Below are 16,222 nucleotides of genomic sequence, written 5' to 3'. Positions count from 1 at the left end.
AACCGTAACCACGATGCGAAGCGAGTCGCTCTTGATCTGCTTTTGATTTCAGGCGCCCCGTTAAACCACGCTGGCCGAACGCAGGCTTGAATCCGTGGGTAACCCGGCAGGACGCCGGGTTAGCCGCACTGGGCCATGGATGGCCCATTGCGGCGGCCCACGGATTCAAGCCGGAGAGAGGGCACACCGAGCCTGGGCGAGGTGCCGAGTGGTGGGGCAAGAGCCCTTTGGTTACTTTGGGGCTTTTCCAAAGTGAGCCGCCGTCAGGGCGGAACCCTAAGTGGCCGTTACCTAAAGAATGGATATGTACTCGATCTGATCCAACATCCTGGTCGGCCCAGAGGCCGCCATCGGGGGCAAGCCCCCTCCCACAGTTTTGGTTGCGTTAAAAAATTCAGGGCCAAAAAAAACGCCGACGCTGTAATAGCCGCCGGCGTTTAAACCTTGAAGGGGGTTTTGGCTTATATCAGAACGCCGGCACGACCGCGCCGTTGTACTTTTTCTCGATGAAGGCTTTGACTTCCGGGCTGGTCAGCGCCTTGGACAGCTTCTGGATAGCGTCGCTGTCCTTGTTGTCCGGGCGAGCGACCAGGAAGTTCACGTAAGGCGACTTGGCATCTTCGATGATCAGCGCATCCTTGGCCGGATTCAGGCCGGCTTCCAGCGCGTAGTTGGTGTTGATCACGTCCAGGTCGACCTGGTCGAGTACGCGTGGCAGCAGAGCCGATTCCAGCTCCTTGAATTTGAGGTTTTTCGGGTTGTCCTTGATGTCCTTCGGCGTGGACAACGCGTTGGTCGGGTCTTTCAGGGTGATCAGACCGCTCTTCTGCAGCAGCAACAGGGCGCGGCCGCTGTTGGAGCCTTCGTTCGGGATGGCCACGGTGGCGCCATCTTTGAGCTCGGAAATATTCTTGATTTTTTTCGAGTAACCACCGATGGGCTCGACGTGTACGCCGACCACGGTCACCAGGTTGGTGCCTTTACCTTTGTTGAAGTTTTCCAGGTACGGCAGGGTCTGGAAGTAGTTGGCATCCAGGCGCTTTTCGGCCACTTGCACGTTCGGTTGTACGTAGTCGGTGAAGACTTTGATCTGCAGGTCCACGCCTTCCTTGGCCAGGGTTGGCTTGATCAGCTCAAGAATTTCGGCGTGCGGGATCGGGGTGGCGGCCACCACCAGTTTCTCGTTGGCCTGGGCGAAGCTGGCCGTCAGGGCAGCCGCCAGTGCGGTAAACAACAGAACCTTTTTCATGCAATGTCCTTCTAACGACCGTTTTCATGTGAGGTGCCAGCGAAGTGCTATCGCGGCGTGGAGTGGACAATACCTAGATTTTTTATTCCCGAACAATATCTTTTATTCACGTTGATATTCCATTTTGCTCATACAGGAATTTTCGCAGCGTCTCCTGTTCCGCAGGGCTGGCGCTCGCGAAAATCCGCCGCACCTGCTCCAACGGCGAGCCGTCGACGGGCAAGTTCAGGTGCTCCGGCAGAATCTCATCGCCGCTGCTCACCAGCAGCGCAAAGTGAATGACGTTTTCCAGCTCGCGGGTATTGCCCGGCCAGCTGTGGTGCTCCAGCACGCGTTGGGCGGCGTCGCTGATCAGCGGCACCGGCAGGTCCAGGCGCTGGCTGTAGATGCCCAGGAAATATTCAGCCAGGGACAGAATGTCGCCGACCCGCTCGCGCAGTGCCGGCAGGTCCAATTGACCTTCGCTCAAATAATGAAACAGGCGCTCATGAAACTTGCCCGCCGCCACCGCCTGGGCCAGGTCGATGCTGGTGGCGGCCACCAGGCGCACGTCCACCGGGCTCGGCTGCTGGGCGCCGACGCGAGTGACTTCGTGGTTTTCCAGCGCGGCGAGCAACTTGACCTGGATCGGTAACGGCAAGTCGCCGATTTCATCCAGGTACAAGGTGCCGCCATTGGCCGAACCGAACCACCCGGCCCGGCTGCTCGCCGTGCCGCTGTGGCTGCCGGCGGCGTAACCGAACAGTTCCGCGTCGGCGTAGGTCGGGCTTATCGCGCCGCAGTTGACCGACACAAACAGGCCCGTGCGATCACTGCCACGGTGGATATGCCGCGCCAGCAGCTCCTTGCCGCTCCCCGTCTCGCCACGAATCAACACGGGCAGCGCACGCGGGGCCAGATTTTCCAGGTCTTCGCGCAGCTGCCGCGAACGTGGGTCGACAAACACCAACGCCTTGGCGCGGATGCTCAGCGGGCTTTTGTCGGCGTCGGGGAAGGTCAGCAACGGCTGGCCGTAGGTTTCATGCAGACTCATGGCAGGCTCCCGCCCCCATCCACTCAAGGGACGGGGCGTTGAAATAGGTTATGCACGGCGCCGAGCGTGGTGCTCGAGGCGATTTTGCAGGCGATAGAGGTAGGCGAATCCCTGCTCCCAGCGCTGGTGGCCGGACTTCACATTGATGTGCCCCGCGCCGGACAATATGCCGGCTTCGGCGCCCCAATGGCGCGCCAGCTCCAACGCCCGTGGCGCACTGACAGCACTGTCGTTGTCGGAGCTGACCACCTGGCTGGGAAACGGCAACAGGTCGGTAGGAATCGGCGCAAAATTGCGCAGGGCGGGAGCACAGGCTGGACGTTCGACATCCGCCGGGGCTACCAGCAAGGCACCGCGCACCTGGCGCAGGAACTGCACAGGCGCGGTGGCCGCCCAGTGCGCCACGGTGATGCACCCCAGGCTATGGGCGATCAGGATCACCGGCGTGCTGTCGGCGGCGATGGCCTCTGCCAGCGCGGCCACCCAGTCTTCACGGCGTGGGGTCAGCCAATCGTCCTGCTCCACGCGCGCACTGTTGGGCAGGCTGTTCTGCCAGTGACTTTGCCAATGTTCTTCTGGCGATCCTTGCCAGCCCGGCACGATCAGGTAACGAATCGACTCGCTGTGCATGGGTGTGCCCTCCTGCAGCGTTTAACGTTGCTGACCAGTATAGGGATGCGGTTTATATTCGTTAAGGAATAAGAAGCTATTTATTAATAACCAAAATCTCAGGCCCGCCTGCAGTCAAAATGTGGGAGGGGGCTTGCCCCCGATAGCATTCTGTCAGTCAGCACATCTGATACTGACACCCCGCTATCGGGGGCAAGCCCCCTCCCACATTTGATCCGGTTCAACAGTGGAATTTAGCGGTCTGGCTTAAATTTAAGGCAAAAAAAAGGCCGCACCCTGCCAAGGAAACGGCCCAAAAATCGTCGAGGCTTGTTTACAACTAACGTGCGGTTATCACCGACAGCCTGGTAATCCCCGCGCGCTCGATAGACGCCATGGCTCGCGCCACTTCGCCGTAGTTCACGCCATCGTCAGCCTGCAGTTGCACCCGCACATCGGGGTCCTTGGCCTTGGCCGCCTGCAGGTTGAATTCCAGCAGGTCCGGCTGGATTTCGTCCTTGTTGATAAACAGCTTGCCGGCACCGTCGATGCTCACCACCAACGGGTCTTTCTGCTCGACCGGGGCCACGGCCTCGGTCTTGGGCAGGTTGATCGGGATCGAGTTGGTCAGCAGCGGCGCGGTGACGATAAACACCACCAGCAGCACCAGCATCACGTCCACCAGCGGCGTGACGTTGATCTCGCTCAGCACCTCATCACTGTCTTGCGTGGAAAAGGCCATCTCAGGACGCCTCCTTCACTTTCTGCGGGTTGCCGACGCTGGCTTTGTTCAGCGCCGGATGCAGCAGCACGCGGAAGGCGTTCTTTTGCGCCAGGCTGTAGAAGTCGTGGGCAAAGTCGTCAAGGTCGGCAGCCGTCAGCTTCAGGCGGCGCAGGAAATAGTTGTAGACCAGCACCGCCGGCACCGCGACGGCAATCCCCACCCCCGTTGCGACCAGCGCCGCACCGATGGGCCCCGCCACGGTTTCCAGGCTGGCTGAACCGGCGGCGCTGATGCCCTTGAGCGCCTCCATGATGCCCCACACGGTGCCGAACAGTCCGATAAACGGCGAGGTACTGCCGATACTGGCGACCACCGCCAAGCCGGTTTCCAGGGAGCGGCGCTCGCGCACGATCTGCTGGCGCAAGGCCCGCTCGAGGCGGTCCTGGTGATTGATGGCCTGGCTCAGGTCAGCCGCGTGCGGGGTATCGCCAACCTGGATCGCGGCATACCCGGCTTGGGCCACCCGGGCTGCCGCGCCCGGTTGGGTGTCGGCCAACTCGGCGGCGGCGTCGAGGCTCGATGCGGCCCAGAACTGTTTGTGAAACTTGCGATCCTGGGCCTTGAGACGCCCGAACTGCACGCCCTTCAACAATGCCAAGCCCCAGGTGGCGACTGAAAAGACCACCAGCAACCAGATCACCGCGCTTTCGATGGATTCAAGTGGAGATGCCAAAGCCATGATGTTTTCCCTCTGTGCCGCTGAATAATTAATGAATCTTGAAATCGATCGGTACGCTGACCCAGCCGTCCTGGGCCACTTCACCCTGCTTGGCCGGCACAAAGCTCCAACGCTTCACGGCGGCCAACGCGGCGTCATCGAGTTGCTGGCGACCGCTGCTTTTCTGAAGCTGAATCTCACCGGGTTTGCCGCTGGCCAATACGTGTACCCGCAGCAACACGGTGCCCTCCCAACCCCGCCGCTGAGCCAGTGACGGGTATTCCGGCGCCGGGTTCTTCAGGTACGCGGCATTGGCCGACGCGGGCGTAACCGGCGCTGGCGCTGGTGGTGCAATTGCTGCCGGGGGCGCCGGTACAGGCGGCGCGGGCGGTGGTTCGACGGCCTTGGGTGCCGGCTTGGGCTCAGGCTTGGGCACCGGCTTGGGTTTGGGCTTGGGCTTGGCCACCAGTTTTGGCGGCGCAGGCTTGGCGGCCAACTCATCCACCACCGGCGGCGGTGGCTCGACCACGGGAGGTGGCGGCGGCACCGGCGGCGGTGGTTCAACCACCGGCGGCGCCGGCCGGGAAAACTCGATGGTCATCGGCGGGATTTCCGGCGGCACCACCGGCAGCACCGGGGTGGGCTTCTGGCTCACCCAATAGATCACCGCGCCGTGCAAGGCCAGCACCAACAACCCCAACAGAACGCCTTCGCGCCGGCTGGAAAACCGCTTGGGGGTCTGCTGCAGGCGCAATTGCCCCAACGGCGCGCGGTGCGACCGGCCAAGGTCGACCAACTCACCGCTCGGTGCCAGGCGCCCTTGCGCCTCGGTGGCACGGGCGGCGGTCTGGACATTGCCCATTGATTCACTCCCTACGATTTTCAAACCTAAAAACCGACGGGCCTGCGTGGCAGGCCGTCCAGGGTTGAATCATCGGGCTGGGCGCTTATCTCTTAAAGTAATCTTTAAAGTTATGCTTATGCATAATTTGAATAACTAAAACTGACTCATACGCCAAAGCCACGTTCTGCGCGGCCTGGCGCCGAGGTGGCATTTTTCAATGCGTTTCAGGCATGCAAAATATTCAGTAGAGGCATGGCCCAACGGGGCTGTTGGCGCACAAATCGAACAGTTCAGCCTGTAAGCACTGCCCTGCCGCGCTCAGGCCGCCGCGGGCATACAACGCCAGGCGCACGCCTTGCACCACGGGCAAACCGCTCTCTACGCCCAACACCACATGCCCGGCCTGCACAACCCTCAGCGGCAACAGGCTCACGCCCAAGCCCGCCGCCACTGCCGAACACACGCTGGCCAGGCTGGCGCTGGAATAGCCGATACGCCAGCGCCAGCCGCCCACTTCAAGGTGGTGGAGCATTTCATTGCGGTACAGGCCGCCCACGGGAAACGCCACCAGTGGCAACGGGTCGCGTCCCAGGCACGGCGTGCTGCGGCTGTCTACCCAGCACAGCGGCTCGGGCCACGAGGCCAGGCAGTCATCGCTGCTGCCCATCTGCTTGACCAGCAACACGTCGAACTCACCGCTGCGGTATTGGCGCTGCAACTCGGGGCCCAGGCCGCTGGTGACCTCCAGGCGCACCCGTGGATAGGCCAGCACAAACGCCGAGAGCAACGGCATCAACCGCTGCGCCGCAAAATCTTCCGGCACGCCCAGGCGCAGCACACCGTCACTTTGCTGGCTGATCAACACATCGGCGGCTTCCTCATGCAGCGCCAGGATGCGGCGCGCATAGGCCAGCAAGCGCTCGCCTTCGGCAGTGGCGACGACACGACGTTGATCGCGGTCCAGCAACAGGCACGCCACGGCGTCTTCCAGGCGGCGGATCTGCTGGCTGACGGTGGACTGGGTCACATGCAGGCGCTCGGCGGCGCGGGTGAAGTTGCCGCAGTCCACCACGGCGACAAAGCTGCGCAATAACACGGGATCGAACAAGGTCATGGCCATTCCGTTTGCCACTGATTGGCATGGTTATATTAATTTCAGAGTAGCGTTTCGGCTAAGCGCCTTTGAGCCTTTGATTGCGCTTGGGCTTGCATGACCACTAAACCGACGAGCAAGGCCCAAGGCAATGCAACGGCAAGAGCCGTCGGTCGCAAGCCCCCACCAGCCACGTCGAACTTCAATCCGCTTTCTGCGTGTACAGATATTGCGCGGAGCACGCGCCTTGGAACCCTGTGCAGGCCTTGACCACCAAGCGTTCAACTGGCGAGACGAACAGCTCATCAGTAAAAAGCTCGGTTTCAATGACGCACCTAAGTGCTTCCGGCACTGGAAAATCACACAGGACGGGTAACTCCATGAATATTTGCTCACGCCTTGGTAACACATTCGACAGCAACCTGCCCTGCCAGCCCCAGAACGGCAGACGCCACGGCGCACCCCGCGCGCACCATAGCGAAAAGACCGCTCATACCATTAATTTTACCGATTCCAATGCAAGGCCCCAGGCATTCGTCTCTACCGCCTACGCGGGCTCTGAACAGAGAAGCAGCGACGGTGGCCTTCCCGTAACGCGTTTCGCAGGACTAGACGCCAGCAGGACGAAACGTTCCGCGCCGTCAGATGCTTACCAACGAAGCAATCTGTCGGGAACTGGAAGGCCCTACACCCAAAATGAGCTGCTCAGTGGCTTCTCGCAAAAATGGGGCACTATGAATTGTGTGACCGTTGCGGGGATAAAAGCGGCGATGCAACGCTTTGGCGGCCCTGACCAGGTTTACGCTTCGGTGGAGCGAACCAGGGACGGCTTTACCGTGAGAATGAGGGACAACCCTGCCAACACTTACCATGTGACCCATGCCGAACTTAACGAAGCAGCCGCACGCTCAGGGTTCAGGGGCACCAATCAAAAGATGCTGAACGAAGCCAACTTTATGTATGCCGTCAGTGCAAAACGGGCACAGGCAGAAAACAATGATGGCTATGCGTCACAAAGTTTCTCTGCTGCCTTGAATAGTTTGGATAGCTGGGAAAACACCTACGAAGGGCTCGCTCGCCTGGGCTTGAGAAACCATATCCAACCTGCCAGCGCACAGGCATTGATCAATGGCGTACCTGGGGTCATGGCTCAGAATGACCATGTCTTTACCGTGCTCAATGGCCGAACGGACAACTACGGCACGTCGGGCTATCGACCGGACCCACGAGCCTACGCGCTGACATTGCGCTGAGTCTTGTGCACCCGGAAAAATCGAACAGGCCCATCGCCATCGCCACTGACCGGGATGAGCATTCTTAATTTCATACGTCCTGCCGAGCACCGCATACTTCACGTCTCTTCTGCGTAGGCGACAGGACCCGCATGACACTCAACCTTTCCTTCATGGCCAGGCACGCCGGCTGGGGCCTGCTGGTGGTACTCGGTCTCAACCTGCGGCCGATCCTCAGTTCCATCAGCCCGTTGCTCGGCGAGATTCGCCAGGCCACCGGCCTGAGCTTCCAGAGCAGCGCCCTGCTGACCAGCCTGCCGGTGATCTGCATGGGCCTGGTGGCGCTGGTGGGCGTGCGCGTGGAAGCGCGGCTCGGTGAACGGCGCGGTATCGCCCTGGGCCTGGTGATGATTCTGCTGGCGTGCCTGGCGCGCTGGCTGATGGGCCAGGCGTCGGCGCTGCTGGTCACCGCGTTGCTCGGTGGTGCGGGCGTGGCGCTGATCCAGGCGCTGGTGCCGGCGATGATCAAGCGCGAGTTTCATCAGCGCGTACCGGTGGCGATGGGCGTGTATTCGGCCTCACTGATGGCCGGCGGAGGCCTGGCGGCGTTGCTCAGCCCGGTGGTGGCGACGCACTTCCAGCAGTGGCAGGCCGGGTTGGGTGTGTGGCTGTTGCCGGCGCTTGGTGCCTTGTTGCTCTGGGCGTGGCTGCCGCTGGGCGCCGCCAGGAATCCACACGTGGCGCCCGCCTTCAAGGGGCTGCGCAACCGTCGCGCGTGGTTGCTTGCGCTGTATTTCGGCCTGGTCAACTGCGGCTACATGAGCATGGTGGCCTGGCTGCCTGCCTACTATCAGCAACTGGGGTGGGGCGTGCTGCCCAGCGGCTCACTGCTGGCGTTCATGACCATTTTCCAGGTGATCGCCGCGCTGCTGATGCCGGTGCTGGCGCAACGCGGCATCGACCGCCGCCCGCTGCTCGGCATCAGCCTGGTGGCGCAAACCCTCGGCTACCTCGGCCTGATCATCGCGCCGCAGGCCTTTCCCCACGTGTGGGTGGCCCTGTGCGGCTTCGGCCTGGGCGCGTGCTTCGCCCTGAGCCTGCTGCTGACCCTCGACCATCACCGCGACCCACGCCAGGCCGGGCAACTGGCCGCCTTCGTCCAGGGCGTGGGCTTTTTGATCAACGCCATCTCGCCATGGCTGACCGGTTGGCTGCGCGAACTGACCGGCAACTTTGTCAGCGCCTGGATCGTGCTGACACTGACCGTGCTGGCCATGCTGCTGGTGACGCGGGTATTCAGCCCGGCCACCTACCGCACCGGGCTAGAAGTCGTAGCGCCCGGTCACGCCTAGGGTACGCGGGGCGCCCAGCAGGCCTTCGTATCCGCCGTTACCGCCGGTCCACAGGGTGGTGTAGTAGGTTTTGTCGAAGGCGTTTTTCAGCCACAGCGACACGTCCCACTGGCCCTGTTGGTAATTGCCGCGCAGGCCGGTGGAGAGGTTGACCAGCGCATAGGCCGGGATCTGCCCGTAGTCGGAATCTTCCACGGTGCCCACCGCCTTGGAGCGGAAGGCATAACTGGCGGTGACGTAGGGTTCAAAGCCGTTATCCAGGTTCCACTTGTACTCGCCGTTGGCGTTGGCGATCCATTTCGACGCGCCCACCACCTGGTGGCCGGTGAGGTCGCAGGACGTCGGTGCGCCGGGGCGCAGGCTGACTTCCGGCGGGCATGGCGCGTCCTTGTAAGACAGGTAACTGACATCGTTGAAGGAGCCGTTGAGGTTCAGCGTCAGGCCCTTGATCGGCACCAGCGTACTTTCCACTTCCACCCCCCGCGAGCGCACGGAGCCGGCGTTGGTGAGGTACTGCACACGGTTGTCCTGGTCGTAGGCGTTGGTCTGGTAGCCATTGACCTGGGTCCAGAACAGGTTGGCATTGAGCTGCAGGCGGCGATCCCACAACGTGCTCTTGAAACCCAACTCAGCGTTGTTGGCGCGCTCGGTGCCGATCAACAGCGAGTCGGCCCCCGCCGTCGGTGCCGAGCCCACCGCCAGGTTGACGCCACCGGACTTCTCGCCGTGGGACAGCGTGGCGTAGCCCAGCAGGTTGTCATTGAAGTGGTAACTGAGGTTGAGCAGCCCCGACGGGGTGGCACTGTATTGCGTCAGGTCACCCGAGTCATACGCCCCGGTACGTCCGCGTCGCGCCGTGGCTGCGGCGCCGCTGACCGCAGCGCCGCCCAGCGGGGCATTGCGTGTCACCCAGGCACTTTTTTCTTCGTAGGTGCCGCGCAGGCCGGCAGTGAAATCCAGGCGTTCGGTCAGGTGCCAGGTGCCTTGGGCGAACAGCGCAAAACTGTCGGTACGGATATGCCCGTTGCCGATGCTGCTCACGTTGCTCAACGCGCCGCTCGGCGTGCCGTTCCAGATATCCGCCTGGGGGCCGTAATAGGCGAAGGACTTGTTATCCAGGTCAGAGCCGAAGTAGTAGGCGCCGAGCACGTAATCGAAAAACCCGCCCTGGGGTGAAGCCAGGCGAAATTCCTGGGACCACTGCTTGTCCTCCACCGATACGCCGGCGTTATACGAGGCCGGCACGTTAAGACCGTCATCGTTGCGCGGGGTGAAATTCCACCAGCGATAGGCACTGACCGACGTCAGGGTGAAATCGCTCGGCAAGGTCCAGTTGGCCTCCAGCGAGGTGCCGCCCTGAAACACGGTGACGTGCTGGTCGTTGTCCAGGTTGACCTTGCGGTGGGTGCCATCGACCAGGGTCGCACCCGCGGCGTTGGCCCGGGACTGATAGAGGTTGGTGCCGTTGATGGTCGGCCCGGTGCTGTAGAGCACACGTGTACCGGCGCTGGAATCCTCCTCGTTGTAGTCGCCGATCCAGCGCAGGTTGAAGGCCTCATTGGGCTTGTACAGCAACTGCCCGCGAAAGCCCTGGCGCGAACCGCCATTGAGGTCGTGGCCGTCATGTTCATTCTTGATGTCGCCGTCGCTGCGCGTGCGATAGGCCGAAAAACGCCCGGCCAATTCATCGGTAAGCGGCCCGGAAATCGTGCCCTTGGTCTGGAAATAACCGTCCTCGCCCAACGAGGTTTCGATGCTGCGCTCCGGGGTGAAACTCGGCGCGCGGGTGCTGATATTGATCACCCCCGCTGTGGTGTTCTTGCCGAACAGGGTGCCCTGCGGGCCGCGCAATACCTCAAGCTGCTCGATGTCCATCAGGTCGAACACGGCCATGCCGGGGCGCCCGAGGTAGACGTTGTCGATATACAACCCCACGCTGCCCTCCAGGCCGTCGCTGGCCGGGTTGTTGCCCAGGCCGCGAATCGACACGCTGGACTGGCGCGCATGCATATAGGCGACGTTGACGCTGGGCACCAGCTGCTGCAGGTCCTGAATCCGATACACCCGCTGGCTCTCCAGCGCCTGACCGCCGACCACGCTCATGGGCGTCGGTACCGCCTGGGCGCTTTCGGTGCGCCGCCGCGCGGTGACCGTGACGGTTTCCAACTGGCCACTGGCGCTCTCGCCTGCCGGAGCCGGCTCGGCAGCATGACTGGGGGTCCAACTGGCACTGCCCGCCAGCAGCATCGCCAGGGGCAGGCGCTTGAAGGGTACAACGGGCTTGAACAGACTCATGGGCGGCTCCGGAACCCAGGAATATCCAGCAAGGCATATTCCTTAAGGTTATTTATTTATGGTTTTAAGAACATTTACTGCATAAGAGATAGCCTTTATAAGGAGTCGACCTAATGCATAGCCAATGCATTTCCCGGATATTTTTGATGTGAAAAATGCATATCGACCTGCGCCAACTTCGCCACTTCATCGCCCTCGCCGAACAACGCAGTTTCGTCGCGGCGGCGTTGACGGTGAACCTGTCGCAATCGGCCTTCAGCCGCAGCATCCAGGCGCTGGAACACAGCACCGGCTGCCAGTTGGTCGACCGTGGGCGCAAAGACCTGGCGCCGACCAAACAAGGCCAGGTGCTGCTCGAACATGCCCGGCGCCTGGTCAGCGGCGCGCAGCAACTGGCCAATGAGATCAGCCAGTTCAACGGCCTCGAGGCCGGCGAGTTGCGCTTCGGTTGCGGCCCGGCGCCGGCCGGTGGCTTGATCCCCCGCGCCATCGGCAGTTTTATCGGGCGCTACCCCAAGGCACGCGTGCAGTTCCAGGTGGACGACTGGGAAAGCCTGAGCAAACGCCTGCTCAGCGAAGAGTTCGAGTTTTTCGTCGCCGACACCCGCCACTTCGAAGCCAACCCCGACTACCACACCGACCGCCTGCGCCCGCGCCGCTGGTATTTCTGCTGCCGCATCGGACATCCCCTCGCCACCCACGACAGCGTCAGCCCCGCCGAACTGATGAGCTTCCCGCTGGCCGTGACCATCCGCCCGCCGAACCTGCGCAAAGTCATCGTCGACCTCAGCGGCCGACCGGATTACCAGCCCAACGTCGAATGCGAAAACGGCTACAGCCTGCTGGGCGTGGTACTGCGCTCGGACGCCATCGGCATCGTCAGCGCCAACAGCGACGTGCTGCACATGGCCCGGGGCGAGTTGGTGTGTTTGAAGATTGATGGCCTGGATGAAAACCTGGAGGAGCGTTACACCCGCTACGGGATTGTCAGCCGTGCGGGGTATCGATTGTCGCCGTTGGCGGAGGCGATGATTGAGCAGATCAAGGAAGTAGATGAGTTGGATGAAGATATTTGTACGCTTGAGAATATCGCTGTGTGAACCGGCGCCATCGGGGGCAAGCCCCCTCCCACATCTGGAATGCATTTCAAATGTGGGAGGGGGCTTGCCCCCGATGGCGTCGGTAGCCACACCCATGCATTCACTGCATAAAACCCAGACCTCAAATGCACTTGCCAGCGCCCCACCCAAACAGCGAAAAAACCTCACCTATCTTCCATCCGGTGAGCCTCCATGTCCCAACCCCAACCCGTACGCAACGTGCTCTACATCATGTGCGACCAACTGCGCCGCGATTATCTGTCGTGCTACGGCCACGCCCACTTGCACACCCCGAATATCGACCGCCTCGCCGCAGCCGGCGTGCGTTTCAGCCGCGCCTACACCCAGGGCACCATCTGCGGCCCGTCGCGGATGTCGGCCTACACCGGACGCTATGTCAGCAGCCATCAGGTGGCGTGGAATGCGGTGCCGCTGCCCCTGGAAGAACTGACCATCGGCGACTACCTGCGCCCCCACGGCATCCGCACCGCGCTGGTGGGCAAGACCCACGCCACGTCAAACCTGGATGCCCTGCAGCGGCTGAATATCGACCCCGAAAGCGCCCAGGCCGAGGTGCTGAACGAAGTGGGCTTCGACACTTATTTCCGCCACGACGGCATCTACCCCGACAGCCCGCTGTTCGAGGACAAACGCGAGTCCGCGCCCTACACCCATTACCTGCGCGAGCAGGGCTACAGCGGCAGCAACCCGTGGCACGAATGGGCCAATGCCGCGCAAGGTGAAAACGGCGAAGTGCTCAGCGGCTGGCATATGCGCAACGCCGGGTTGCCGGCGCGGGTTGCCGAGCAGCACTCGGAAACCGTCTACACCACCGACCGCGCCATCGACTTTATCCAGGAGCAGGCCGAACAACCCTGGTGCCTGCACCTGTCCTATATCAAGCCACACTGGCCCTATATCGCCCCGGCGCCGTACCACGCGCGGTATGGCGCCGAGCATATCCAGGCGCCAATTCAACCGGCACACACCAGCGATCACCCGGTGTACCAGGCGTTTCGTCAACACCAGGAGAGCCTGAACTTCTCCCGCAACGAGGTGCGGCTCACGGTGATTCCAACCTACATGGGGCTGATCAAACAGATCGACGACCAGCTCGGGCGGCTGTTCGATTTCCTGCAAAGCAACGGGCGCTGGGATGACACGCTGATCGTGTTCACCAGCGATCACGGCGACTTCCTCGGCGATCACTTTCTCGGTGAAAAGGAATTCCTGCTGGAGCCTGCCGTGGGCATTCCCCTGATCGTGCGCGACCCGCGTGCCAGTGCCGATATCAGCCGTGGCTCGGTGGACGCGCGCCTGGTAGAGACCATCGACGCGCTGCCAACCTTCCTCGACGCCCTGGGCCTACCCGCCGCCGAGCACCGCCTGGAAGGCCGCTCGCTGATCCCGCTGCTGCACGGTGACCCGACGCCTTGGCGCCACTATGCGATTGCCGAGTACGACTACGCCTTCCAGGCCCCCGCCCGCGAGCGCCTGGGCCAGCCGATCGACCGTTGCCGCATGACCATGGTGCGCAGCGAGCGCTGGAAATACCTGGCCTATGACGGCTTCCGCCCGCAGCTGTTCGACCTGCACAACGACCCGCAGGAAGTACACGACCTGGGCGCCGACCCGGCCTATGCCGATGTGCGCGAGGTGCATGTGGGTTATCTGTTCGACTGGCTGCGCGGGTTGAAGCGGCGAACCACCATCAGCCACACCGAGATCGAAGTGCGTGGCCAATGGTTTCGCTACGGTGAGCCGGAGGCGGAGAAGGTGGTGCAGATTGGCGTCTGGTAGAACGACACAGGTCTGAATGTGGGAGGGGGCTTGCCCCCGATAGCGGTGTGTCAGCCACTGAAAGGTTGACTGACACTCAGCTATCGGGGGCAAGCCCCCTCCCACATTTTAATCTGCAACCTGACTTAGAGACCTTTGGTGGTTCTGCTGGTTTGCCCCTGCACGCCCACCGGCACATCGCCCTTGAGCGTCACCCGGCGCACGATACGCTCCTGGGTGCCGTAGTCGTCTACCGCGTAATGCTGGGTCGCGCGGTTGTCCCAGATCGCTACGTCGCCGCTGCTCCAGCGCCAGCGCACGGTGTTTTCCAGGCGGGTGACGTGGCTTTGCAACAGGTTGAACAGTTGCGTCGAGTCGGCCTGGGAGTAGCCTTTGAGGCGCTTGACGAAGTGCCCCAGCAACAAGGTTTTCTCACCGCTGACCGGGTGCACGCGCACCACCGGATGCTCGGTTTCATACACCGTCGAGGTGAATACCTTGCGGTACTCCTCAAGCCGCTCCACCACCACATCCGGCTTGAGCGCGGCGTAGTCGTATTCGTTGCTGTGGATGGCCCACAGGTTATCCGCCAGGGCGCGCAGCTCGACGCTGAGGTCGTTGTAGGCCGCCGAGGTGTTGGCCCACACGGTGTCGCCACCGGATGCGGGCGCCAGCACCGAACGCAGGATCGAAGCTTTGGGGTAGGCATCGACGAAGGTCACGTCGGTGTGCCAGGAGTTGGCGCGCTGGCCGCGCGTGCCGTCCAGCTCCATCAGGAAACGCGTGCCGTCACGCACCGGCACGGTCGGGTGGGCAATCGGTTCGCCGAGCAGATGGGCAAAGGCTTCCTGGCTCTGGTCGTCGAGGTGGGACTGTTCGCGAAAGAAGATCACCTTGTACTGCACCAGCGCTTGCTGGATGGCGTCGACAGTGGCGGCATCGAGATGCCCCGACAGCTTGATGCCACGGATCTCGGCGCCGATGCGGCCGGCGACCGGATGAATGTCCAGTGCCTGGGCGATGGGTTGAACAGCTAATGCGGCGTTGCTCATTGTGGTGACCCTCATGTGCCTGCGGATGGTGGAACGCTCGCCGGCAACGCTCTATTCATATGCATTTTAGATCTAGCAAATGAACCAATGCTTCGTTGACGGAATAAGAGCTTGCATTTAAAACCTCAGCTCCGTCGCTCGCAAATGCCTTCGACCTATTTTTCAAATGCCGGGAATGCATATGGATCTGCGTCAACTGCGCTACTTCATTGCCCTCAACGAACACCGCAGTTTCGTACGCGCGGCGGACGCCATGGGCATCACTCAACCGGCGTTCAGCCGCAGTATCCAGGGGCTGGAACAGGAGTTCGGCTGCGTACTGGTCGACCGTGGCCACAAGGACCTGCGCCCCACGCCCGAAGGCCAGGTGGTGTTGCAACACGCCCTGAGCCTGGTGCACGGCGCCGCCTTGCTGAGCAGTGAAGTCACGCGCATGACCAAGCTCGATGCCGGCGACCTGCGCTTCGGCTGCGGCCCGGCGCCGGCGGTCAAGCTGGTACCGGATGCGGTGGCGCGGTTTATCGGCGCGCACCCGAAAATCCGCACCAGTTTCCAGGTGGATAACTGGGAAAAACTCAGCCGCGCCCTGAGCCGCGAGGAGATCGAATTCTTCATTGCCGACATCCGTCAGTTCGAAGCCGACCCGAACTTCCAGACCCGCGCGCTGACCGCCAAGCGCGGCGTGTTTTTCTGCCGCCCGGGGCACCCGCTGCTGGCCAAGGACAGCCTGTCGACCAATGACATGTTCGACTACCCGCTGGCGGCGCCGCTGATCTCCCAGGGCATTCGCAAACTGCTGGCAAACCTGAGCGGGCGCATGGATTTTTCGCCGAGCATCCAGACCGAACACTTCCCGGCGCTGGTGAAAATCGTGCTGCAGTCCAACGCCATTGGCGTGGGCACCGAGGAAGCGTTCGCCGAGGACATCGCCAGCGGCACGCTGGTGCTGCTGCACTGGCGCAACCTGCCGCAGAACATGGAGACCCTGAGTGCGCGGTGCGGGATCGTCAGCCGCACGGGGGCGCGGTTGTCGCCGGCGGCTAAAGCGATGATTGAGGTGTTGGTGGAGGTCGACAGGCAGGAGGTGAGTGTGGCGGTTTGAAGGGCCTCATCGGGGGCAAGCCCCCTCCCACATTTGAACT

Annotated in this window: 14 protein-coding genes; 5 read left to right on the top strand and 9 right to left on the bottom strand. The window is 62.2% G+C overall.

Features of this window, described 5'->3' with window-relative positions:
* Positions 1 to 466: 466 nt before the first annotated feature.
* The 7 genes from BOP93_RS01115 to BOP93_RS01085 form a co-directional block, all read right to left on the bottom strand.
* The gene (locus tag BOP93_RS01115) at positions 467 to 1,249 is read right to left on the bottom strand and encodes a MetQ/NlpA family ABC transporter substrate-binding protein (protein WP_065949999.1); all 783 of its coding nucleotides are present in this window, start codon (positions 1,247 to 1,249) and stop codon (positions 467 to 469) included.
* A gap of 106 nt (positions 1,250 to 1,355) precedes the next feature.
* Positions 1,356 to 2,282 carry a sigma 54-interacting transcriptional regulator gene (locus BOP93_RS01110; protein WP_104501258.1) on the bottom strand — a complete coding sequence of 309 codons (927 nt, stop codon included), beginning with the start codon at positions 2,280 to 2,282 and terminating at the stop codon, positions 1,356 to 1,358.
* Between the two features lie 48 nt (positions 2,283 to 2,330).
* Positions 2,331 to 2,912, bottom strand: coding sequence for an alpha/beta hydrolase (locus tag BOP93_RS01105; RefSeq protein WP_104501257.1), 582 nt, complete (start codon positions 2,910 to 2,912; stop codon positions 2,331 to 2,333).
* Between the two features lie 319 nt (positions 2,913 to 3,231).
* Positions 3,232 to 3,633 (bottom strand): ExbD/TolR family protein, encoded by a 402-nt coding sequence (locus BOP93_RS01100; RefSeq protein WP_065949996.1) that lies wholly within the window; start codon positions 3,631 to 3,633, stop codon positions 3,232 to 3,234.
* 1 nt (position 3,634) lies between these two features.
* On the bottom strand, positions 3,635 to 4,354 hold the full coding sequence (locus BOP93_RS01095; RefSeq protein ID WP_065949995.1) for a MotA/TolQ/ExbB proton channel family protein: 720 nt from the start codon (positions 4,352 to 4,354) through the stop codon (positions 3,635 to 3,637).
* Between the two features lie 28 nt (positions 4,355 to 4,382).
* Positions 4,383 to 5,195, bottom strand: a complete 813-nt coding sequence (locus BOP93_RS01090) for an energy transducer TonB (protein WP_104501256.1) — start codon at positions 5,193 to 5,195, stop codon at positions 4,383 to 4,385.
* A 223-nt stretch (positions 5,196 to 5,418) separates the two neighbouring features.
* Complete coding sequence (locus BOP93_RS01085) at positions 5,419 to 6,297, bottom strand: LysR family transcriptional regulator (protein WP_104501255.1); 879 nt, start codon at positions 6,295 to 6,297, stop codon at positions 5,419 to 5,421.
* A 239-nt stretch (positions 6,298 to 6,536) separates the two neighbouring features.
* On the opposite strand from BOP93_RS01085, the gene BOP93_RS27245 reads away from it, so the two are divergent.
* Complete coding sequence (locus BOP93_RS27245) at positions 6,537 to 7,523, top strand: hypothetical protein (protein ID WP_157943439.1); 987 nt, start codon at positions 6,537 to 6,539, stop codon at positions 7,521 to 7,523.
* A gap of 131 nt (positions 7,524 to 7,654) precedes the next feature.
* The gene (locus BOP93_RS01070; RefSeq protein WP_104501252.1) at positions 7,655 to 8,854 is read left to right on the top strand and encodes a CynX/NimT family MFS transporter; all 1,200 of its coding nucleotides are present in this window, start codon (positions 7,655 to 7,657) and stop codon (positions 8,852 to 8,854) included.
* On the opposite strand, the gene BOP93_RS01065 is transcribed toward BOP93_RS01070, so the two are convergent.
* Positions 8,825 to 11,149 carry a TonB-dependent receptor gene (locus tag BOP93_RS01065; RefSeq protein ID WP_065893825.1) on the bottom strand — a complete coding sequence of 775 codons (2,325 nt, stop codon included), beginning with the start codon at positions 11,147 to 11,149 and terminating at the stop codon, positions 8,825 to 8,827. The genes BOP93_RS01070 and BOP93_RS01065 overlap by 30 nt on opposite strands.
* Before the next feature lie 155 nt (positions 11,150 to 11,304).
* On the opposite strand from BOP93_RS01065, the gene BOP93_RS01060 reads away from it, so the two are divergent.
* Complete coding sequence (locus tag BOP93_RS01060) at positions 11,305 to 12,249, top strand: LysR family transcriptional regulator (protein WP_104501251.1); 945 nt, start codon at positions 11,305 to 11,307, stop codon at positions 12,247 to 12,249.
* Between the two features lie 192 nt (positions 12,250 to 12,441).
* On the top strand, positions 12,442 to 14,049 hold the full coding sequence (locus tag BOP93_RS01055) for an alkaline phosphatase family protein (RefSeq protein WP_104501250.1): 1,608 nt from the start codon (positions 12,442 to 12,444) through the stop codon (positions 14,047 to 14,049).
* Positions 14,050 to 14,174: 125 nt separating this feature from the next.
* On the opposite strand, the gene BOP93_RS01050 is transcribed toward BOP93_RS01055, so the two are convergent.
* Complete coding sequence (locus BOP93_RS01050; RefSeq protein ID WP_104501249.1) at positions 14,175 to 15,080, bottom strand: TauD/TfdA dioxygenase family protein; 906 nt, start codon at positions 15,078 to 15,080, stop codon at positions 14,175 to 14,177.
* 181 nt (positions 15,081 to 15,261) lie between these two features.
* On the opposite strand from BOP93_RS01050, the gene BOP93_RS01045 reads away from it, so the two are divergent.
* The gene (locus BOP93_RS01045; RefSeq protein WP_065893829.1) at positions 15,262 to 16,182 is read left to right on the top strand and encodes a LysR family transcriptional regulator; all 921 of its coding nucleotides are present in this window, start codon (positions 15,262 to 15,264) and stop codon (positions 16,180 to 16,182) included.
* Positions 16,183 to 16,222: the final 40 nt, after the last annotated feature.

This window comes from Pseudomonas orientalis (assembly GCF_002934065.1).
Taxonomy (GTDB): Bacteria; Pseudomonadota; Gammaproteobacteria; order Pseudomonadales; family Pseudomonadaceae; genus Aquipseudomonas; species Aquipseudomonas orientalis_A.
Note: the sequence above shows the minus strand (reverse complement) of the source record. Positions and strands in the feature narration are given on the sequence as shown.